Consider the following 20574-nt stretch of genomic DNA (forward strand, 5'->3'; position numbering starts at 1 on the left):
GCGGCCATAGCGGAGGGGAAACGCCCGGTCCCATTCCGAACCCGGAAGCTAAGCCCTCCAGCGCCAATGGTACTGCACCCTAACCAGTGTGGGAGAGTAGGACACCGCCGAACTAACCTTCTCCGAAGGCCCCCAACACCGTTGGGGGCCTTCGGCATATCCAGAGCGCCCGGTGACTTCTGGCCAGCGACCCATTGTGGGTGGGATGGCGAACGTCGTGCAGCGGGAAGAACTCGGAGTCGCGACGAGCGGGTTGGCCGGGGACGAACCGATCCACCCGGCCGGAGTTCACACCACGCGACGTAGCACCCCCGCCGCGAGGTCGTCGTCGGCGGCCAACGCGAGCACCTCACCAAACCCGGCGACGAGGCAGTCGGCGAACAGCTCGAGGTCGGTGATGGCGGCGCCGTCGGAGTTCAGGCCCAGGCAGGCGGTGCCGTTGTGGGTGATCATCGTCGCCATCATCGCGCAGCCGGGTAGCGGTCCGAACGGGAACATCCGTTCCACCTTGGCGCCGGCGACGTAGGTGTCCCAGGGGATTCCGGGGACGTTGCTGGCCTGCAGATCGTTCTGGCTGGTGGTTCCGCTCAACTGCATGAGCAGCGATCCGGGTAGCCAGGCCATCACCGAGCCGAGGGTATTGAACAGGTCAACCGCGGGTTCGTGACGGGCGACGCGCACCTGTTCCCGGATGGTCAGCACACGTTCGAACGGGTCGGCGATCCCGACCGGTCCGGCCAGTCGGCCCACCGCGATGCGGTTTCCACCGGCGGGGTCCTCGGGCCGGCGCACCGAGATAGGGATCGCGACGGGGATCGCCTCGACCGGAGTGCCCATCTTCTCGTGGTACAGACGGAATCCGCCGATCAGTCCGGCGAGATAGACGTCGTTGATCGACGCCTTGGTGGCCGTGGCGGCCGCCTTCAGATCGGCGAAGGGAACCTCGAATGCGCTGAACCGCCACGACAGGCTGCGGTGCGCGAGCAGCGGGGAACCGGGTGGACTCGCCAAGCCCCGCAACCCGGGGCACAGACCGCCCGTAGCGCAACGCAGAACTCAAGGCGCGGCGCGGGTGTGCCAGGGCGCGTACTCCGGAGATGGCCACATCGAGGCGATGGGGGACCCGGCGGACCTCCTCGCCGAACTGGCGCCGCAGCAGATCGAGGGCGGTGATGTTGTCCGGCTCGGGGTTCGGCGGCTGCGGTTTGCTCGGATTGTGCTCGCGGGTCGGTGAATGCAACTGGGCGAGACCGAGGATGGCGCCCAGCCCGTCGGTCAGTGCGTGATGTCCCTTCAGGAAATAGGCGGCCTTTCCGTCGGGCAGACCTTCGATCACCGTGCCCTCCCACGGCGGGCGGGCGGGGTCGAGCGCGGTCATGGCGAGCTGCTCGCAGGTGGACAACAGCTCACGCATGCTGCAGTCTCCGCCGATCCGGATCCGGCGCAGGTGGTAATGCAGATCGAACTCGGGATCGATTGCCCAGCTCGGTGTTCCGGTGCCGAACGGTGAGTCGACCACACGCTGGCGGAACCGCGGGGCCATCCGGCTCGCCCACTCGTGGGCGGCGACCAGCCGGTCCCAATCCGGAGCGCAGTCGTAGATCTCCAGCATGCAGATGGTGCCGCGCATGCGCCGGTCGGTGTCACCTCGCCACATGATGGTGTCCACCGGGCTCATATGGGGCTCATTCGCCCAATCCAGCGGGCGATCACCCGCATCGCCGGCCTCAGCCGTGTCACTCATCTACTGTCTCCTGTTCGGACTCCGGGGAATCGTCGGTGAACGACTCGAGTGGCCAATCGGCGAGCGCGGTCACGAACATCTGCCGTACCTCCTCGGCGTGGGTGCCCATCTCCTCGGCCCGCCACTCGGTGGTGTCGACCGGCGGCAGCACCCGCACCTCCACGATTCCCGGTCGGATCAACTGCGAACCGCGCCACATCAATTCGCCGGTGTTACGCATCACCACCGGGACCACCGGTACTTCCGCCTGCGCGGCGATGTGGAACGGTCCCTTCTTGAACGGTCCGATCCGGGGCGTCGCGGACCGTGTCCCCTCGGGCGCCACCACCAGCGACATCCCGTCCTCACGGAGTGCTTTCACTGCCGGCGCCAGCTGTTCGATCGCCCGGCTCGGGTCGGCGCGGTCGATGAACACCAGTCCGGCCTGATCGAGGATCTGACCCACCACGGGCACACGCTGGACTTCCTTCTTGGCCACCCCCGTCGCATCCGATCGGACGAGGTTGATCATCACCGGAAGGTCCAGTTTGGACTGGTGGTTGAACACGAAAACGCACGGGCGGTCCGAGGTGAGGTATTCGCCACCGTCGAGGACCCGCACGTGCACACCGGCCAGCGACAACCCGACATCGACACCCGTCGGGAGGGTCTCGACAAGTGTCTGCGGGTTCCGACGCACCAGTCCAGCAGTGAAACCCACAGCGGCAGAGGCGATGAACGACCCGTAGAAGGCGCCGGTGCGGGCCAACATGCCGGCCCGGTTGTAGGTGGGGTTCTTCAGGTCCAGGATCGGCCACCCGCGGGCCTCGGCTTCGGCGCGCAGCAAACGACGGGGCGAGACGGCGGCCGGATGGCCGACCGACTCCAGATAGGGGATGTCCTCGTTGCCGTCGCTGTAGGCGAACGACGCGCCCAGGTCGATCTCGTGGTCGCGGGCCAACGCCCGCACGGCCGCCGCCTTGCCCGGCCCCCACAGTGGTCGGCCCAGAATCCTGCCGGTGAGCACACCGTCGACGACCTCGACGTCGGTGGCCAGCGCGTGGTCGGCCTCGATCTCCCGGGCGATCGGCGCAATCTGAAATCGAGTCGCCGACGAGGCGATCACGATCGTGTGCCCCATCTCCCGGTGCGCGAGCAGGATCTGCCACATCTGCGGGCGCAGCTTGGCCGCCGTCTCATGCTTGAACAGATCCTCACCGAACTCCAGCATCTCGGTGTAGGTCTTGCCGGCGAATGTCGGCTTCGTCGCCGCGAGTACCTCGGCGTAGTCCTGCTCGGACACCACGCCGCGCAGCCCGATCAGCAGGTAGTCGGCGAGCTCGCCGAGCCCGAACTCCATGCTGCGCATGCGCGCCCGCATGATGGCCGCGGCAGAGAAGCCCTCGATGAGGGTGCCGTCGTAGTCGAACAGCGCGGCCACCTTCTTGCCCGTCGGCGCCGCACGGATCGCGCGCATCCGGTCGGTGAATGCGCTCATCGGGCATCCTTCTGTCCGAGCGCCGGTTGGATGTCCTCGATCTCGGCGATACGAGCGAGTCGATCACGCATGAGGTTCACCTCGTCGAGCCATTCCTGACGGGCGGCAAGAAGGTTTGTGACACCTTCGCCGTGAATGAGATCGCGATTGTCGGCGAGGCGATAAGCGCCGTCGTAAAGGTCCTTGGACACCGAATCCTTGCTGCGCACAACGCCTTGTAATGACAGCTGTCTGCCGAGGCCCAGGCAGTCGGCGATCAGGTCGGCTTTGTCGCACGCGGCGGTGCCCAGCTGGACGAGCCGTGTGGCGGCCACCAGCTGCGCATCGAAGAATGGTTGCAGGGTCCGCCGCGCGAGCAGGGCGCCGGTGTGACCGTGTAGGACCTCATACGTCCACTCCTGGGTCGGTATCCGCTCGCGCCACTGCGGCGCGATCAGGTCGAGTTCGGCGGCGAGCCGGTGGAAGTACTCGTCCTTGACCGGAAAGAAGAACTCGAACTTGAGCAGATCTCGTATCCGCAGGGCTTCGCGCTGCGCCACGGCCAGCAGGCCTTCATCGGTGGCGTAGTCGCCGGTGGCGCGGACCTCGCCTTCGGCCACCGCCAGCATGTTGACCTCGACGATGGCCCGGTTCACGAAATGGTGTAGCGCACCGTTGCGGTAGTAGGCGGCGACCGCGCGGTTGTCCGGCACGATCGACCAGACCGGCTCGGACCCACCGTCGAAACAGCTCACCACGCCGTTGCCGGCCAGCACCCGCAGAGTCTGGGTCAGGCCCACCCCGCGACAACGCGCCGGGTCGGGTCCGGGTAGGCCGCGGCGCGCGATGTAGTCGAGCAGCGGCACCAGGATCGCCTCGATCTCCGCCAGGGTGTAGGCGCGGTCGGGTGCACCCAGCAGCGCGAAGCCGGCCAGCGATGTCGCCGAGATCGGTGTGGCGGAATTGATCTCGTCCATCACACGGAACGCGACCTTCTCCAGTCGGGCGCGGCCCTCGCCGGCGTCGTCCAGTGCCGAGCGCAGCGAGAACGGCGTGCCGAAGCGGACCCGCGCCTCGCCCAGATAGCTGCGCTGGGCCTTGGCGTATCGGAGCAGCCACCCGATTCCCTCGGGCTTCTTGGCGCCGCCGGCGTCCTCGGCGGCCATCGCGCCGATCTCCTGCAGCTGGTCGTAGACGATCGAGGTGGGCACGATGGTCACGTCGCCGGAGTCGAGCTGGGTCACCGCGTCGACGACGTAGTTGAGCAGGCCCATCATCGGCTTGCGCAGCTTGCCGGTGCGACTGCGGCCGCCCTCAATGTACCACTCCAGGTTGAACCGCTTCTCGACGATGTAGGAGAGATAGGACCGCATGGCGAACTTGTAGACCGGGTCCGACCCGAACTTCCGTCGGATGAAGATCATGCCTGCCCGGCGTGCGACCGGGCCCACCGGCCAGAACGACAGATTGTTGCCGCCCAGGACCAGAGTGGGTGGGAAATCGTTGCTGCGCAGCACTTTCGCCAACACCAACGGATCGACGTAGGACCGGTGGGACGGCAGGAACACCAGGCCGGTCGACTTGTTCAGAGTCCGCAGGGTGTTGAGCGTGTCCAGATCCACCGTGACATGCCACGCCCGTTCGTGCAGCCGGTCGAAGGTCGCGGAGAACACATCGTCCATCAGCCGGCTCTGGGTGGCCACGAAGCCGGACAGCTTGTCGACGGCCTCGGCCACCACGGTTTCGGTGGGCCGGCCGAGCTCGGCGGCCAGCTTCGCCGCACCGGCCTGGAAGCGTGCCGAACTGCTGACCTGTTCGGCGACCAGCTGCGGCACCTTGTAGCGGTCCCCGATGATCTGCCGCTCGGCCCGCTCGGCCGACAGGGATGCCTGGACGGCCACGTACTTCCCGAACGGTGCACCCTCGGCGAGGTCGCGGGCGTAGCGCTCACGGAGTTCCGCGATGGTCGCCGGCGCCCCTTCCACGACGCGCAGACTGTCTGGCCGCCGGCCGCGGATCAGCGGCTGCACCAGGCCCACAGGACGCCGCGGGTTCGACAGCACCAGCACATCGCCGAGCGTGACGCGGCGCTCACCCTGGCGGACCGCGGGCAGCCACACCGGCCGTACCGGCACCAGCGTCGTCGATGGCGGCAGTGCATCGAAGTCGACATCGTCCGGCCGGCGAACCGGGGCATCCGGGTGGGCGGTCGACGCCCAGTCGGTCACCGCCCGCAGCTCGACGGACGTGCGTGTCTCCGCCAGAACGACGACCTCGTCGGCCATGTGCACCACCCTCACGTCGTCACCGCGCGGCAACGCGGCACGTCCATTGTGGCGCGGGTCACATCTCGGCTGGTGGGCTTTGGCTCAGATCGGTCGGGGTGGAATGAGGCATCAGCTCTGCCGTCACCCGGTCAGTGAGGAAGCTCCTGCTCGGTCATCCGTACCGGCCGCTGCGGTAGGCGCGGCCGCAAGAACGTGGTGGCCGCGGCGATGACGATCGTCACCCCGGCCGCCAGCCACAGCACCTCGATTCCGAGGCCGCGGTAGGCGAGCGCACCCAGGATGGCGCCGACGGCGAGTCCGGCCCACAACGACAGGTAGCGCAGCCACAGCCAGCGTGGACCGCCCGCGAAGGCGTCGACGAGCCGCTGCCCCGCCTTGACGAGGGTGCCGGTCATGTAGGTGAGCCCCACAGTGACCTCGCCGTCGCGCTGGAACACCGAGTTCATCACCCCCATCGACGCCGCCATTACGCCCATCGACGCGGTGTCGAAACCCGCCTGCGCCACGGCCGCGGCGGCCAGCAGGACGGTGCACACCAGCCACAACACGCCCATCCGCGAACTGCTCACCCGGGCGGCCACCGCGCCGACGATGACACCGAGGAAGAACGCCCCCACCAACCCGGCCGTGATCCCGACGACCTCCCACCGGAACTGCGCCACGCCCGCGGCCATCCGGGTCGTGTTGCCACTCATGAACGACAGGAAGTAGCCGCCGAGGTGGACGAAGCCGATCGCATCCACGAACCCGGCGATCCCGGACAGCACGATGGCCAGCCCCAACTCGCGTCGACGAAACAGCCGCACGGTTCTCCCTTCCTGCGCCCGGTGCGCGCCGCCCATTCTCCCCGCTCGCTGCCGTCCCCGTTCATCCGCCGCCCATCACCCGAGTCGCGGCCGCCTGAAGACCGAGCTGAGGCCGAAGGACCCTGCCGCCACCTGCGCCGGAGGAGGAGCATGAAGGGGTGAGCAACGACGCCCTCCGGATGACCCAGTCGGACATGTTCTCCTGGCACATGGAACAGAACCCCATCCTGCGGTCGACGGTGGTGTTGGTCGTGCTGCTCGACGCCTCCCCGGACTGGGAGCGGTTCCTCGCCACGGTCGAGCGTGCCGCTCAGGTGCTGCCCGCGATGCGTCGCAAACTCGTGCCCGACCGTGGGCTCGCGCCGGCACGGTGGGTCGACGACCCCGATTTCGACCTCGGTTGGCACGTCCGCCGCGTCGACGCCCCGCATCCGCGGAATCTGGCCGGCGTCCTCGAGGTCGCCCGCACCGCCGGCATGTCGGCCTTCGACCCGGCGCGACCCATGTGGGAGTACACCCTGCTCGACGGCCTCGAAGAGGACGCCGCAGCCGCCGTGGTGATGAAGTTCCATCACTCGCTCACCGACGGCGTCGGCGGTGTCCGCATCGCCGCGGAAATCCTCGATTTCGAGCGGTCCGGCACCGAGCGGGACCCCGTCGCCCACACCGAGGCGGTCGCGGCCGCCCCCACCGTCATCGACACCATTGGCTGGTACGCGTCGTCGGCGTTCACGGTGGCACGTGAATCGGTGTCGTCGGCGGCCCGGCTGGGCGGGCGGCTGCTGATCCGTCCGCTGCGGGCGGTGCGCGACGTCGCCGGGACGGCTGTGTCCATCGCGCGCATCGTCGAACCGATCACATCCACGGCGTCTCCGGTGATGACCGACCGCAGCACGCGGCGACATTTCGCGACGATGGAGGCCCCGGTCGACGCGCTGTCCGCGGCCGGAGAAGTCGGCGGCGGGACCCTCAACGACGCCTTCCTCGCCGCGATCGTCCTCGGCATGCGCGACTATCACCGACGCCACGATGCACAGATCGATCACCTGCGGGTCACCATGCCGATGAACCTGCGCTCCGACGACGACCCCCTCGGCGGCAATCGGATCACGCTGTTGCGCTTCGCGATCCCGTGCGACGAAGGTGAGCCGTCGAAGCTCATCCAGCGCATCCACGACATCGTCGCGGCCTGGCGGGTGGAGCCCGCGGTGCCGTTGGCCGAACCCATCGCCGGAGCGTTGAACGTGCTCCCCGCATCCGCGGTGGGCGCGATGCTCGAACACGTCGACTTCCTGGCCTCCGACGTCCCGGGATCGCCGGTGCCGCTGTATCTGGCGGGCGCGAAGATCACCCGCCAGTACGCCTTCGGACCCACCATCGGCGCCGCCTTCAACGTGACCCTGCTGTCCTACGTCGGCGACTGCTGCATGGGCATCGACGTCGACGACGCCGCGGTGCCCGACCTCAACGTCTTGCTCGACAGCCTCGACGCAGGATTCCGTGAGGTGTGCGGCCTCGCGGACGCGTAGCGCCGCACCCGATCAGCCGACTCGTCCTCAGGCAGAGGAACCGCCGGCCCCGGACGCCCGCTGCGTCGCGCGATAGTGCGATGGCGTCACCCGGTAGGTCGCGACAAACGCTTGCCGCAGTGCCTCGGTGGTACCGAACCCACACCGGCGGGCGATGCCGGCGACGGTGAGGTCGGACTCGACCAGGAGGTTCGCCGCTGCCTCGGCACGCACCCGCCGCACGAATCGGCCAGCCGTGAGCCCGACCTCCTCGGTGAACAATCGGGTCAGGTGGCGCTCGCTGAGCCCGACGTGGTGCGCCAGCACGGTCGGTGACAGATCGGCATCCAGGTGCGTGGTGACATGGTCGACGACCCGGCGGACCACGGAGTGCATCGGCACCGGCGCAGTGGTGAACACGCTCATCTGCGCTTGGTTACCCGGTCGCTGCAAATAGGTCACCAGGTCGCGGGCGACGTCGCGGGCCAACGCCGCCCCGGCATCCGCCTCGATGAACGACAAGGTCAGGTCGAGTGCCGAGGTGACCCCGGCCGACGTGTAGGTGTCGCCGTCCTGGACGAAGATGGGCACCGGATCGAACGTGACGTCCGGGAATCGCTGCGCCAGATACCCGGCGTGATTCCAGTGTGTCGCGGCTCGCCGATGGTCGAGAAGCCCTGCGCCGGCGAGTATTCCGGCCCCGGTGCAGACCGACGCCACCCGGCGCGATTCGCGCCCGAGCCGCCGGACATGGCCGAGTAGACGGGCGTTGTCCATGGCGTCGACGTAGCCGATGCCGCCGCACACGATCAACGTGTCGAGCGGTCCGCGCACCCGCTCCAGCGCCACTTCGGCATTCACCGTCAGGCCGGTCCCGGTGTGGATGGGTCCACCCCCGGGGGAGGCGAGTCGAGGCTGGTACACCGCACGTCCGTGGAGGTGATTGGCGATCTGCAGAGCAGACACGACACACGCGATGTCGAGCAGTTCGGCTGCGGGATAGCCGACCACCACGATGCGCCGAGGACCCTCGTGTCCGTCCACATCCTCAGTATCCACGCCGCGGTGCATGTCTGACAGCCACGCTTGCCAGGATTTCGGACACGGGTGCCGGTCGTGCTCGCCTTCGCGGCCCGAAGGGTGCACGGTCGGAACATGACCACCATTCGTCCGCTCGCCATCGCTGTCGGCCGATTCGCCCTGATGTCGACACTGGTGATCCTGCTGGCCGCGTCCGCGATCGGTATCGAACTGTTCGCCACCATTCCGGTGATGAAAGCGGCTGCTCGACAGGTCTATCCGACTGCACAGCCGGATGTGCCGGTGACCGTGCCCCGCCATGATCCCGGTAAACCTACGGTGGCGATTCTCCTCGGTTCACACGGTGCCAACGTCGCCGACACCCTCGCGCCGTTCGAGGTGTTCGCGAGGTCGGGGTCGTTCAACACCTATCTCGTCGCCCCGGCGGCTTCCGCCGTCACCCTCGGCGGTGGATTGTCGGTGATGCCGCACCACAGCTTCGTCTCGCTCGAAGCGGCCGACCCCGACGGACCCGACGTCATCGTGGTCCCCCAATTGCATGGTGACCGGCAACCCGTGAACGACTGGATGCGACAGCGCTTCCGGGACGATCAGAGTGTCATCGTCATGAGCGTGTGCGCGGGCACCGAATCCCTTGCGGAGACCGGGATTTTGGCCGGGCGGCCTGGCAACGTCGCACTGGCTCAAGCTCATCGGGCTCGGTCGGTCATTTCCGGAGATCGACTGGGTCGAGGGCGTTCGATTCGTCGACGACGGTCGCGTCGTCACCACCGCGGGTGTGCTCTCGGGTATCGACGGCTCGTTGCGGCTGGTGGAGCGGTTGGCCGGCGCGGACACCGCGCGACGTGTGGCCCGCGAGATCCGCTGGTCGGGATACCTCCCGGGTGAGGACATCGCCATCCCCCAATCATCGCCCGGGCCGGGCGATCTGCCTGCCGTGCTCAGCGCGGCGTTCCGCTGGGATCGCCCGCACGACGCAGTGCTGGTGTCATCGGGGATCGGAGAGACGGAGTTGTCGTCGGCGTTTCGGCCGTATACCGAACTCTCCTACCTCGCGACACTTGAAACCCTTTCTGCCACTGGCGCTCCGGTCACCACCGCGCACGGGGTGACGGTAGTGCCGACGCGGTCGGTCGACGAGGTGTCGGGGATCGACCGGCTTGTCGTACCCGGCCGCGACGCAGCCGACCGTCAACTCGGCGACCACGGACAGCAACTCGGATTCGACGTCGACTACCTCCACACGCGCGACGAATTCGCCTACGACGGCGCGATCCGCGACATCGCAGCACGCTACGACCGCGCCACCGCGCGGTGGGTGGCCAAGAGCCTGCAGTTCGACACCAGTGCTCACGACGACGGCGGGACCGCCTGGCCATGGCGGCTCACCGCGGTGGCGCTGGGACTTTTCCTGCTCATCGCCGCGGGGATGGCGATCCTGGGCGGCGCCGCGTTCCGCGCGGTCACCGCACTTCGCCACCGTTCGCGGCCCGTCGACGGATCGTCGTCGGCGACTCCGACCTCAGCAGATACCGAAACCACGGATAAGGAGCCGGTCCCATGACAACCACATCAGGCGAGGGCGACGGATCAGGATTGATCATCATCGCCGGCCACGAACTCGTCGACGCCGAGATACGCGACGAGACCGTGGCCGCCTACCGCGATCTGATCGCGCGCGCACGTGATGCGGATGGCTGCATCCACGCATCCATCACCGCCGACTCCGTGGACCCGGAGCGCATCATCACCCTCGAGATCTGGCGCGACGCGGCGGCCCTGAATCGCTGGCGTCGACGCGCCCGGGGCCCGAAGACGGCAAAACCCACGGTTCTCGCCGTCGCGCGATACGACGCTGTCGACACCGGGCGTTCGTTCTAGGGTCGTCAGCCCTTTTGTCGGCGCCACCGCATCGCACACACTGAGGTGGCAGTACGCGAGATCCTCGGCTTCGGCGACGACGTTCCTGCCCGAGCTGTCGTATTCGCATCGGTCCGTTCGTGGAGTAGGTAGAGGCAGCCGATCGGCCGCCACCGACGAGAGGAATCCGAAAATGGCTCAGTACATGCTCTCCGTGATCGGCGACGTGAGCGTCTATGACATCCCGCTGGAGGACGTCCAGGATCAGATGGCAGTGACCAGCAGGTTCAACGACGAACTCAAGGCCGAGGGTGCGTGGGTCTTCGCCGGCGGGCTCGGGCGTCCGGACGCCGCCACCACGATCGACAACACCGGTCCTGACGTGATAGTCACCGACGGCCCGTACGCCGAGACCAAGGAGGTGCTCGGCGGATTCTGGGTCGTCGAGGCCGCCGACCTCGACGCCGCCCTGAAGATCGCGTCGCGGGCATCGAAAGCCTGCGCGGCCCGAATCGAGATCCGGACGTTCGACCAGGCATGACCGCAGATACTCGCGCGCGGATCGAGCGGATCTACCGCGAGGAGTACGGCAGAGTCATCGCCTCGCTCGTTCGCCGCTTCGGTGATCTCGACATCGCCGAGGACGCGGCCGGCGAGGCGCTGCTCACCGCCGTCGAGCGGTGGCCGACCGGCGGCATCCCGCCCAACCCGGGCGGCTGGCTGACCACCACGGCCGGTAATCGCGCCATCGATCGAATCCGCCGGGAATCGCTGCGCGACCGCAAGCACCAGGCCGCCATGATCATCGACGACCCCACCCCGCATCAGCCGACCGGACCGGTCGCCGACGACCGTCTCCGGCTCATGTTCACCTGTTGTCATCCGGCGCTCGCACCGGAGGCCCGAGTCGCGCTGACCCTGCGCCTGCTCGGCGGACTCACCGTCGCGGAGATCGCGAGCGCCTTCCTGGTCGCCGAGGCGACGGTCGCACGGCGCATCACCCGTGCGAAGTCCAAGATCAGGACGGCGCACATCCCGTTCCGAATACCCGACCGCGACGACGTCACCGACCGACTCGACGGAGTGCTCACCGTCATCTACCTGATCTTCAACGAGGGCTACCTCGCGGCAGCCGGAGCTGACCCGATCCGGTCGGACCTGACCGCCGAGGCGATCCGGCTCGGCCGCCTCATGCGCGAGATGTTGCCCGACGACGGTGAGGTGGCCGGGCTGCTCGCGCTCATGCTGTTGACCGACGCCCGCCGCGCGGCCCGGATCGCCGACGACACGTTGGTGACTCTCGACCAGCAAGACCGAGGGCGGTGGGACCGCGCGCTCATCGTCGAAGGGCACACCCTGGTCCGCGAATGTCTGTCCCGGGTGGAGATGACCGGATCGACTCCCGGGCGCTACCAGATCATGGCGGCCATCAACGCGGTCCACACCGACGCCCGCGACACGCGTGACACCGACCTGGGTCAGATCGGCGCGCTCTACGACCAGCTGCACGCGATCGAACCGACACCGATCGTGGCGCTCAATCGTGCGGTCGCCATCGCCGAACTCGACGGTCCCGCCGTCGCGCTGGCCATCGTCGACGGTCTCGCACTCGACGGTTATCACGCGTGGCATGCGACGCGTGCGGACCTGCTGCGCCGACTGGGACGCGATGCGGACGCCCGAGCGGCATACGGCGCCGCGATCGCCGCGACCCGGAACCCGGCCGAGCGGCGGTACCTGGAGCGGCGGCGCGACGCCTAGACCCGGCGGAGGACGCGCGGTCGCATGCCGGACAATGAACCGAGTGTTCGACAGTCTGCAGCCCCCGCACCCCATCAGGGATCTCCGCCGATGACCGCTCCATCGCGTCCCGCCCAGGCGATGACGATCTGGCTGGTCGGCCTCGCGGTGTACTTCGTGGCCGTGCTGCACCGGTCGTCGTTGGGTGTCGCGGGCCTGCTCGCCGCCGAACGCTTCGACATCAGCGCATCCCAACTGTCCACCTTCGTGGTGCTGCAGCTGCTGATCTACGCGCTGATGCAGGTGCCCGTCGGCCTGCTGGTGGACCGGTTCGGTCCGCGTCGGGTGTTGCTCACCGGCACGCTGATCCTGACCTCGGCACAGTTGAGCTTTGCCTTCGCCGACAGCTACCTGTGGGCGCTGTCGGCGCGCTTCTTCGTCGGCGTCGGTGACGCGATGACCTTCGTGTGCGTGCTCCGGCTGGTCACCACGTGGTTCCCGATCCGGCGCATCCCGTTGATGACGCAGCTGACCGGGGTGCTCGGACAGCTGGGCGCGGTGGCCGCGGCGGTGCCGATGACCTGGGCGTTGTCGACGCTGGGCTGGACACATGCCTACATCGCGACCGCCGCGCTCGGCGGCGTGCTGCTCGTGGCGACCCTGGTCGTGGTGCGGGACTCGGCCGAGGCGCGCTCGGTGTCGGGGCCAATGCTGGGGTTGACGGGGATCAAGGACAGCCTGAAGGCGTCGTGGGAGCATCCGGGCACCCGGCTCGGATTCTGGATGCACTTCTCCACCCAGTTCAGCGCGACGGTGCTCGGCCTGTTGTGGGGTTATCCGTTCTTCGTCGAGGGGCAGGGCTTGAGTTCGGCGACCGCCGGTCTGCTACTGACCGTCATGGTGCTCTCGATCATGGCCTTCGGGCCCACCTTCGCGTGGCTCATCACCCGCTGGCCGTGGCATCGGTCGACGTTGGTATTGCTGGTGGTGGCGAGTATCGCGACCACCTGGGCGGTGGTCCTGGCATGGCCCGGGGCGGCGCCGTTGTGGATGCTCGTCGTCCTGGTGGTGATCTGCGGGATGGGCGGTCCGGCCTCGATGGTCGGCTTCGACCTCGGTCGCACCTCGAATCCGGTGTTCCGGGTCAGCACCGCCACCGGGATCATCAACCAGGGCGGATTCCTGGCCAGCCTCACCACCGCCGCCCTGATCGGTCTGCTGCTCGACTGGCGGACGCCCGACGGCGTGTCCGGCTATCCCGCCGAGGCCTTCACCTGGGCGATGTCGGCGCAGTTCGTGCTGTGGGCGATCGGTGCGATACAGATCTGGCGCTATCGGCGCAAAGGCCGTGCGCGGCTGCTGCGCGACGATCCGGAGCTCTGGTCTCAGCAGTCGGGCCGCCCGGTACCGAACTGAGTCGGTACCGGCTCGTGCCCGCCGCCGGAATTCATCGCACCCAGGTCGACGCGACGTCACACCGGTCCGAGGTTTCGCCGGACCCAGGACCAATCGATGCGTTCCTGTTCAAGCCGCACACGCTCGCCGAGGGCGTCGGTGACGAGGTCGGTGTAGAGCTCGTGCTCGCCGCGGGTCAGATGCGTGAGATCCGACGACGCGGGGCGTTGTTCGGTGACCCAGCGGTCCCGGTGCGTCATCAGGGTGTCCCGATCCATCAGCACCGACTCGGTCTGCGGCAACCAGGCACGCATGCGGTCGAGGATGGCGAAACCGTGGGTATCGAGGTCACCCCAGTAGCGGATGGGGACATCGGCAAGCCAGGGCAGGCGACCGATTCGATCGACCTCGAAACCCTTGCCCCACAGCACCACACCGTCGTCGGGGACGTCGACACTCAGGTAGGTGATCTCGTTTTCGATCACGAGTGCACTGCGCGGCCGCAGCTCGAGCCGCGCGAGTTCGTCAGCGCGCACCGTCAGCTCGGTCAGCGGCGCGGGCAACCCCACCGACGCCGCGAACCGCAAGCGCACGAACTCGGGTTTGCCGTGCAGGCCGAGATCGGCCAGGAAGCCCGACGCCGACGTCGACACCCCGAGCATGGCGGCAAGGACCGCACGGTGCCGTTCGGCGAACTTGGTGTCCACACCGGGCGCGCTGATCTCACGCAGGTACCGGCGAGAGGAGCGATACTCGTCGAGCCACGCGTACGCGGCGATCAGACGTGCCATCTCGTCCGCCAATTCCAGTGCGCGCAAGGGATATCGGACCATCCACGTGCGGACCGCCGGGTGCGCGGCGGCGAGATCGAGGAGCTCGTCGTACCGCCGGACTGTCGCCGTCACGCCCAGCAGCGTCCACGCCTGCTCGAACGAGGACACCACGGCGCGGGCCGGCACCTGGTTACGGCCGACATGGCGCCCACCGACCGACTGCCACTGCAACGCAAAGCGCCGATCGTCGCGGCGTCCCGTGTCCAGGGCCGTAACCCAGTCGCGGGCGGCGCCGAGGTCCGCGCCGATCTCCGACGCCGTGGGACCGCGCAGTGGAGTCACGATGGGATCGAACGGTTCTCGGTTGGCATGAGACCGCAGCAGCGATCCGTCATCCCACCGACGTCGGACCTTGGCGGCGATGTCGTCGGGGGTGGTCCAGCGTCGGCTCACTTCAGTCGTCCGTCGCGGCGCGACCGGTACTCCTCGATCGTCATCGTCTGCAGGCGGGAGAAGGTGCCGGTCGGGTTGTCGACGAAGCCGATGGCTTTCACATACGGCTCGATCACGTGCACCTTCTGCAACGGGGTCACGATGAGCAACTGAAGGCCGAGTTTCGCGAACAGATCCAATGCGTATCGGGTCGAGACGTCCGAACCACGACCGAATGCCTCGTCGATCACCGCAAACCGGAAGTCGCGGGATTTCTCCACACCCCACTCCAACCCGAACTGATACGCCAGCGACGCCGCGAGGATGGTGTAGGCGAGCTTCTCCTTCTGGCCACCGGATTTACCGTCGGAATCGCTGTAATGCTCCCACTCGACGTCGGTGTCGACATCACGCTCGGACGCGGAGAACACGAACCAGTTGCGGACATCGGTGACGCGTCGGGTCCAGTTCTTGTCGGAATCGGCATGCCCGTCACGGCCGCGGAACCGTTCGATGATCCGCTTGACATCCAGGAAGCGTTGCTCGGAGTACTGGTCCCCGTCGACGGCGAGGCTGTCATTGGTCAGGTTCCGTAGATCGGAACGGAACTGTGCCACATCCTGATTCGTGGTGGACTCGCGTTCCAGACGGATATAGCGGCCGGGGTTGTAGGGCACCGCCCCCAGCGCCTCGTTGATCCGGGCGACGCGCTCGTCGATGGACGCGGCCTGTCGGTGCAGCCAGTTGTTGAACCCGGCGAGCTCCTGGATGGCATTCTTGTTCAGCTGTTCCTTGAACTCGAACTCGAAGCGCGGCAGGTCGTCGGTGGCGACCCGTTCGCGAAATGCGACGAAGTCGGCGCGGGCATCGACGTTGGCATCCATGTCGGCGCGCAGGTCGGGCCAACGACGCAGCACCTCGGCCATCTGCTGGGCCATGCTCTGCCCGAAACCACCGAGTTCGCGGGTCAATCGCTCGATCCGCTGATGCAATGTGGACGACAGCGAGTTCTCCGCGGCGGCACAATCGGCGGCGCGGGTCGGCAACGATCCGCTGAGTCGTTGTGCCAGAGCCTCATACGAGGCGCGCGCAGTGGTGAGGTCGGCATCGGAGTGGTCGGCGATGAACTCGTCATCGCGCTTGCGGTGCTGCTCGGCCTGATGGGTGGTCGCAGCCGTGGTGGCCAGCTTGCCGGTGAGCTCGTCGATGGTGGTGGCCACTTGTGTCGCGAGTTCGCTGTTGCGTTCCAGCGCCGTCGTGATCTCCTGCAGCCGTGAGGAACCCGACTCCAGCCGGGCCCGTTCGGCCTCGCACTCGTCGGCGCGGCGTTGGGCTTCCTCGACATCGAGGTCGGCCCACGAGTGGAAGCCGTCGAGGCGGGCGAGCGCCTCCCGGCGGGTCTGCAGCGCATCCCGTTCCTCCGACAGCGAGACCACCTCGGCGGCGGCCGCCGTCCGCTGACGGTCCAGATCGTCGAGATCCTCACGCAACGCGGCGATCTTGCGTTCATTGGCCCAGCCCAGCACCCAGCGGCGCGGATCGTCGACGCGGTGCCGGTCGTCCTTCTCGTGCCGTCCGCCGGAGCGGACCTGGCCCTCGCGGGTGACCGCCCGTTTCGCCGCGCGGAACTCCTCGAGTGTTGCCGCACACTGATGGTCGGCCCGTTTGATCAGTTCGTCGCGCAGGTAGTCCCCGAACGGGCCCTGTTTGATCTCCAGACAGTCGGCGAGCAGCAACGTTCCAGAATCCTGACGCTGCAAAGGAACCCGCCGCGCCGGCACCCGCTCGTAAACGAGTTTCGCGCCGACGGTGCGCCCACCGGCGCCCTGGAAGGTGAGCCGTCGGCCGTTGACCCACTGCGTGACCGCCTCGTAGTGCTGTTGCGGCACCAGTAGCGACAATGCGAACCCGCGCAGCACCCGCTCGGCCGCGCCCCGCCATTCCGCGTGCTCCTCGTCGACGTCGAGAAGCTCACCGGCATAGGGAAGATCGTCATGCGTCAGCCCCAGATCGATACACAGCTGATCGCGCAGCTGTACCTGATCGGGTGGGAGATTGCTGGTGCGGTTGGCGAGGTCGTCGAGTTCGTCGCGGATGGCGTCACATCGGCGAGCCGCGTCTTTCTCGCGTCCGATGGCATCGGCCGTCGACGCGTCGAGGGTGTGTTTGGTCTCGGCCAGCCGCGGTCGCTCATCGGTGATCAGCCCACGCAGGGCGGTGAATTGTTCGGCGGTGGTGACCGGTTCGAACGCGGCGTCGGCGACCGTCGAATCGAACAAGGTGCGGCCGTGCCGGCGTTTGCGCACGTCATCGCGGGCAACGGCGGCGAGGCGTTCCAACTCGCCGACCCGGTCGCCGCCGGCCCGGGCACGTTCCTCGATGAGTGACTCGCGTTCGCGGCTCAGATTGCGTTGCTGCGCTTTGGCGTCGTCCTGCTCGCGCAGCAGACGTTCACCCTCGGCGGTGAGGGTGGCGATCTCGCCGGCGAGCAGCCCAGAGCGGTGTTCGGCGATGAACAATCGCACCGCCGCGCGTTGCAGGTCCAGGGCGTCGCGCTCGGCGAGGGCGGCGTCGTACTTCTGTACGGTCGCCACGATCGGGTCGAGCACCTCGAGCTGTTCGCGGGCCCGCTTGACCGCGTCGTAGGCCTTGGTGAGGTCATCGAAATGGGCGATGATGTCGCGAACACGGTCGGTGGAGTCGCTGGGTTCGAGCATGTGGCCGCGGACGAAGTCGTTGAGATTGCCCACCGACTTCATCGACACGGTCTGATGCAGCAGTTCGAGGGCCTGCTCGGACCGGATGCCGAGCAACCGCCGCAGCGATGTCGAGTACTTGGGGAACTCGTCGACCACGTCGGCGCCGCCCGACCGCAACCGCTTGCGCAGGTCACGTAGGTCGGAACCGAAGTCGGCGAAGTCGGTGGCGATGGCGAGCTGTTTGGTCGCGGTGACGTAGAAGCGATACGGCTGCCCCGCGCTGTCGCGCTGCTGGAATACCTGTGCGAGGGTGACGGTTTCGTCGTAGCCGGGGTTGGTGAACACGCCGAGGATCACCGAGTAGGTGCTGCGGTCCTGACGCAACCCCTTGGCACGGGACCGGCCGGTCGCCTCTTGGCGCTCCGACTTGTAGTGGCCCTCGACATAGGAGCGTAGTGTGCGTTCCTTGGCCTCGGCGCCCGCGGCCTTGTTGTAGGCGATCTTGTGTGCCGGCATCAGCAGCGTGGTCACCGCATCGACCAAAGTGGACTTGCCCGAACCGATGTCGCCGGTCAGCAGCGCGGTATCGGTGTTGGGCGTCAGCCGCCACACCTGCCGATCGAAGGTTCCCCAGTTCAACACCTCGACATGCTGTAGTCGGAATCCGGCCCCGCCGTTTGGTGCGGCAAGTTCGACTGACGAGAACAGCCCCTCACTCATCGGCGCTCGCCGTTCCGGCGTACTCGCGCAACTTCCCAGCGAAGTCCGACAGTGTTTGCGCGTCGATGTAGGCCTTGATGATGCGTCGCACCTCCCACTGGTCGGTCTGCCCGCGCAGCTGCCGCAGGAACCCGAGTTCGACGGTCTTCTTGATCGTCGTCTCCGCCTGGTCGACCAGCCGAGCCTCGTTGGTGGATTCGGCTTGGAACAGCCGCAGCATCTCCACGATCTGCTCGGTCGACAGTACGAGTCGTCCTTCGCCGCCGGTGATCTCGAACTCCAGCAACCGTTTACGCAGCAACACCAGCAGCAGGCTCACGTTGTAGGTCAACGCACGTCGACGCACCAGCCTCGGAAGTGGTTCGTCACCTTCTTCTTCCGGGCGTGACCGCAGATAGGCGTAACCTTCGGAATCGTCGACCACCACGTCGACGCCGATGGTGGCGAAGTGATCGCGCACGCCGGCGCCCGAGCGTTCGAGGGTGCCCCAGGTGTCCTCGTCGGACTCGCGATACACCACACCCTGCATCAGCCGGATGATCGCGCTTGCGACGGTGCGTTCGTCGGTCATCGTCGTCTCACCGTGACTCTCGGTAGCCGTGCCCGTTTGGTGGTCTCGGGATCGTCGGGGTCGGGGTATTCCAGCAGCGTCTCGTCGGTGTCATCGATGTCGACGCTGACGTCGTCGTCGTTGAGTGCAAGGTAGCCGACGATCTCGGCCGCACCCTGCTCGATCGGGTACATGTCGATGACGTCGGACAGCAACGCCGACGATCGCTCCGGCAGGATGGCGCGGATGTTGGCGGCCAGCCGGGCCTGGTCGACGAACGTCTGGGTGAACAGCAGGTCCGCATCGACTTGTTCGGTGGTCTCATCGATGGTGCTCTCCACGGTCACCGCAGCGGGCTGCTGGTACAGCGGTCGCTCGAAGGGTAAAACGATCTCGATACCAGGCTGATCGACTTCGAGTCCGAAACGTGTTTCCCGGCCGCGGATCTCGAGGGCGGTCGCCTCCACTGACCGAACGAGGTCGAGGACGCGGCGGTTCTCCAGCCACACCTGATCGTCGAGGAACCGCCGCAGTTGTTCGGAGATCTGGCGCACGGTGCGTTGCGTGCGGTCGGCGGCTTCCGACCAGTCGTGGTGGATGCCGCGGATGCGGCGGTCGGCATCGACGATGTCCAGCGAGGACACCGTGGCCAGTAGGTCGGACAGCTCGGCCTGCCGGGCGTCGGAGAGCAGGAACTCGTAGAACGACGCGAAGCTGCGGCCCTGGTCGGAACCGGCGATCTCCGAGCGGCTGCCCACCAGCTCGGCGAGCAATTCACCCTTGGGGCCGTCCCAGGACGCGATCTTCTCGCGGGCGGCGCGGTCGAGGAGTCGGAAGTTGTCCTCGACCTCCCGAAAGTCGGAGAGGAGTTCACGCGCGGTCGCCGACATCTGCTGGTAGCGGTCGCGAACGCCGGTCTCATCGAGCACCGAGACGTCGCCGGATTCGACCGCCTCGATCTCGGCGTCGATCTCGGCGCGACGGCGACGCAGCTCGGCCAGCCGGATCTCCGGGTCGGCCTCGGTGCCGTGCACGATCTGTCGCAGCAGTTCGACGACGGTGTGCAGGCGCGATTCGGTCCCGACAAACGACCGCCCCTGCAGCGAGACCACCCAGGCGTAGGCCTTCTCGAGGGCGGGGGTGACCTCATAGTGCACCTCGTCGTCGCCGGGCGGATAGAAGCGACGCAGGAACCCCGCCTCGGTGGCCGCCCAGTCCTCGAGGTAGGCACGTGGTTCCTTCGGGAACCGGGGCTGGCCGTCCTCGGTCGGTGACGTGCCGTTGAGTTCGTAGAGCAGGTCGTCCAGGGCGCCGGCAAGCTCACTGGCCGAACTCGCTCCGCGATTGCCCTCGACGAAGAAGTTCCCGAGAAACGTCAGGATGAGCGGCGAGTTGTGGGCACGCAGCAGCCGCCAGGCGGGATGTCGATCCCACAGGCTGCCGAATGCGTCGAAGTCCACGGGTCAAGGGTAGGCAATGGGGCCGACAGGTAGAGGCCGACGTCTGGTACGTCATTGATCAGTGCTCGATCCAAGGGGGTGGTATCACACTGGTATCGTCAC

At 67.4% G+C, this 20574-nt stretch carries 15 protein-coding genes, 1 rRNA gene and 1 pseudogene; 8 read left to right on the plus strand and 9 right to left on the minus strand.

Features of this window, described 5'->3' with window-relative positions; genetic code table 11:
* Positions 1–113: ribosomal RNA gene (gene rrf / locus L1892_RS22575) — 5S ribosomal RNA — on the plus strand; the annotation flags it as partial.
* Between the two features lie 175 nt (positions 114–288).
* On the opposite strand, the pseudogene L1892_RS22580 reads toward rrf, so the two are convergent.
* The 4 genes and pseudogenes from L1892_RS22580 to L1892_RS22595 form a co-directional block, all read right to left on the minus strand.
* Positions 289–1744 (minus strand): annotated as a pseudogene (locus tag L1892_RS22580) (wax ester/triacylglycerol synthase domain-containing protein).
* Complete coding sequence (locus tag L1892_RS22585) at positions 1737–3221, minus strand: HAD-IB family hydrolase (protein ID WP_235726025.1); 1485 nt, start codon at positions 3219–3221, stop codon at positions 1737–1739. The pseudogene L1892_RS22580 and the gene L1892_RS22585 overlap by 8 nt, the downstream one beginning before the upstream one ends.
* Positions 3218–5491 (minus strand): glycerol-3-phosphate 1-O-acyltransferase, encoded by a 2274-nt coding sequence (locus L1892_RS22590; RefSeq protein WP_235726054.1) that lies wholly within the window; start codon positions 5489–5491, stop codon positions 3218–3220. The genes L1892_RS22585 and L1892_RS22590 overlap by 4 nt, the downstream gene beginning before the upstream one ends.
* A 125-nt stretch (positions 5492–5616) precedes the next feature.
* Complete coding sequence (locus L1892_RS22595) at positions 5617–6294, minus strand: YoaK family protein (protein WP_372475425.1); 678 nt, start codon at positions 6292–6294, stop codon at positions 5617–5619.
* 158 nt (positions 6295–6452) lie between these two features.
* Here L1892_RS22595 and L1892_RS22600 point away from each other — a divergent pair, with 158 nt between their 5' ends.
* Positions 6453–7823, plus strand: a complete 1371-nt coding sequence (locus tag L1892_RS22600; RefSeq protein WP_235726026.1) for a wax ester/triacylglycerol synthase domain-containing protein — start codon at positions 6453–6455, stop codon at positions 7821–7823.
* Positions 7824–7850: 27 nt separating this feature from the next.
* Here L1892_RS22600 and L1892_RS22605 read toward each other — a convergent pair whose 3' ends face one another.
* Positions 7851–8861: a GlxA family transcriptional regulator gene (locus L1892_RS22605; RefSeq protein ID WP_235726027.1), complete on the minus strand. Its 1011-nt coding sequence runs from the start codon at positions 8859–8861 to the stop codon at positions 7851–7853.
* Between the two features lie 96 nt (positions 8862–8957).
* On the opposite strand from L1892_RS22605, the gene L1892_RS22610 reads away from it, so the two are divergent.
* The 6 genes from L1892_RS22610 (at position 8958) to L1892_RS22635 (ending at position 13859) form a co-directional block, all read left to right on the plus strand.
* On the plus strand, positions 8958–9731 hold the full coding sequence (locus L1892_RS22610; protein WP_235726028.1) for a DJ-1/PfpI family protein: 774 nt from the start codon (positions 8958–8960) through the stop codon (positions 9729–9731).
* Positions 9622–10407 (plus strand): type 1 glutamine amidotransferase family protein, encoded by a 786-nt coding sequence (locus tag L1892_RS22615; protein WP_235726029.1) that lies wholly within the window; start codon positions 9622–9624, stop codon positions 10405–10407. The genes L1892_RS22610 and L1892_RS22615 overlap by 110 nt, the downstream gene beginning before the upstream one ends.
* On the plus strand, positions 10404–10724 hold the full coding sequence (locus tag L1892_RS22620; RefSeq protein ID WP_235726030.1) for a putative quinol monooxygenase: 321 nt from the start codon (positions 10404–10406) through the stop codon (positions 10722–10724). The genes L1892_RS22615 and L1892_RS22620 overlap by 4 nt, the downstream gene beginning before the upstream one ends.
* A gap of 172 nt (positions 10725–10896) precedes the next feature.
* Positions 10897–11244 carry a YciI family protein gene (locus tag L1892_RS22625; protein ID WP_235726031.1) on the plus strand — a complete coding sequence of 116 codons (348 nt, stop codon included), beginning with the start codon at positions 10897–10899 and terminating at the stop codon, positions 11242–11244.
* On the plus strand, positions 11241–12464 hold the full coding sequence (locus tag L1892_RS22630) for an RNA polymerase sigma factor (protein WP_235726032.1): 1224 nt from the start codon (positions 11241–11243) through the stop codon (positions 12462–12464). The genes L1892_RS22625 and L1892_RS22630 overlap by 4 nt, the downstream gene beginning before the upstream one ends.
* Before the next feature lie 90 nt (positions 12465–12554).
* On the plus strand, positions 12555–13859 hold the full coding sequence (locus L1892_RS22635) for an MFS transporter (protein ID WP_235726033.1): 1305 nt from the start codon (positions 12555–12557) through the stop codon (positions 13857–13859).
* 56 nt (positions 13860–13915) lie between these two features.
* On the opposite strand, the gene L1892_RS22640 is transcribed toward L1892_RS22635, so the two are convergent.
* Genes L1892_RS22640 through L1892_RS22655 form a run of 4 tightly spaced genes read right to left on the minus strand, consistent with a single transcriptional unit; the run spans position 13916 to position 20472 of the window.
* The gene (locus L1892_RS22640; protein ID WP_235726034.1) at positions 13916–15064 is read right to left on the minus strand and encodes a Wadjet anti-phage system protein JetD domain-containing protein; all 1149 of its coding nucleotides are present in this window, start codon (positions 15062–15064) and stop codon (positions 13916–13918) included.
* Entirely contained in the window at positions 15061–18462 is a 3402-nt protein-coding gene (locus L1892_RS22645) for an ATP-binding protein (RefSeq protein WP_235726035.1), read from the minus strand. The genes L1892_RS22640 and L1892_RS22645 overlap by 4 nt, the downstream gene beginning before the upstream one ends.
* Positions 18455–19033, minus strand: a complete 579-nt coding sequence (locus L1892_RS22650) for a DUF4194 domain-containing protein (protein ID WP_235726036.1) — start codon at positions 19031–19033, stop codon at positions 18455–18457. The genes L1892_RS22645 and L1892_RS22650 overlap by 8 nt, the downstream gene beginning before the upstream one ends.
* Positions 19030–20472: a DUF3375 domain-containing protein gene (locus tag L1892_RS22655; protein WP_235726037.1), complete on the minus strand. Its 1443-nt coding sequence runs from the start codon at positions 20470–20472 to the stop codon at positions 19030–19032. The genes L1892_RS22650 and L1892_RS22655 overlap by 4 nt, the downstream gene beginning before the upstream one ends.
* Positions 20473–20574: the final 102 nt, after the last annotated feature.

Source organism: Gordonia tangerina, assembly GCF_021556435.1.
In the GTDB taxonomy this organism is placed as follows: domain Bacteria; phylum Actinomycetota; class Actinomycetes; order Mycobacteriales; family Mycobacteriaceae; genus Gordonia; species Gordonia tangerina.

What these genes read in the sequence shown, in the direction of transcription:
- L1892_RS22630 (WP_235726032.1), top strand. Translation starts at nt 11,241, where the DNA reads ATGACCGCAGATACTCGCGCGCGGATCGAGCGGATCTACCGCGAGGAG.
- L1892_RS22610 (WP_235726028.1), top strand. Translation starts at nt 8,958, where the DNA reads ATGACCACCATTCGTCCGCTCGCCATCGCTGTCGGCCGATTCGCCCTG.
- L1892_RS22585 (WP_235726025.1), bottom strand. Translation starts at nt 3,221, where the DNA reads ATGAGCGCATTCACCGACCGGATGCGCGCGATCCGTGCGGCGCCGACG.
- L1892_RS22650 (WP_235726036.1), bottom strand. Translation starts at nt 19,033, where the DNA reads ATGACCGACGAACGCACCGTCGCAAGCGCGATCATCCGGCTGATGCAG.
- L1892_RS22635 (WP_235726033.1), top strand. Translation starts at nt 12,555, where the DNA reads ATGACCGCTCCATCGCGTCCCGCCCAGGCGATGACGATCTGGCTGGTC.
- L1892_RS22620 (WP_235726030.1), top strand. Translation starts at nt 10,404, where the DNA reads ATGACAACCACATCAGGCGAGGGCGACGGATCAGGATTGATCATCATC.
- L1892_RS22625 (WP_235726031.1), top strand. Translation starts at nt 10,897, where the DNA reads ATGGCTCAGTACATGCTCTCCGTGATCGGCGACGTGAGCGTCTATGAC.
- L1892_RS22645 (WP_235726035.1), bottom strand. Translation starts at nt 18,462, where the DNA reads ATGAGTGAGGGGCTGTTCTCGTCAGTCGAACTTGCCGCACCAAACGGC.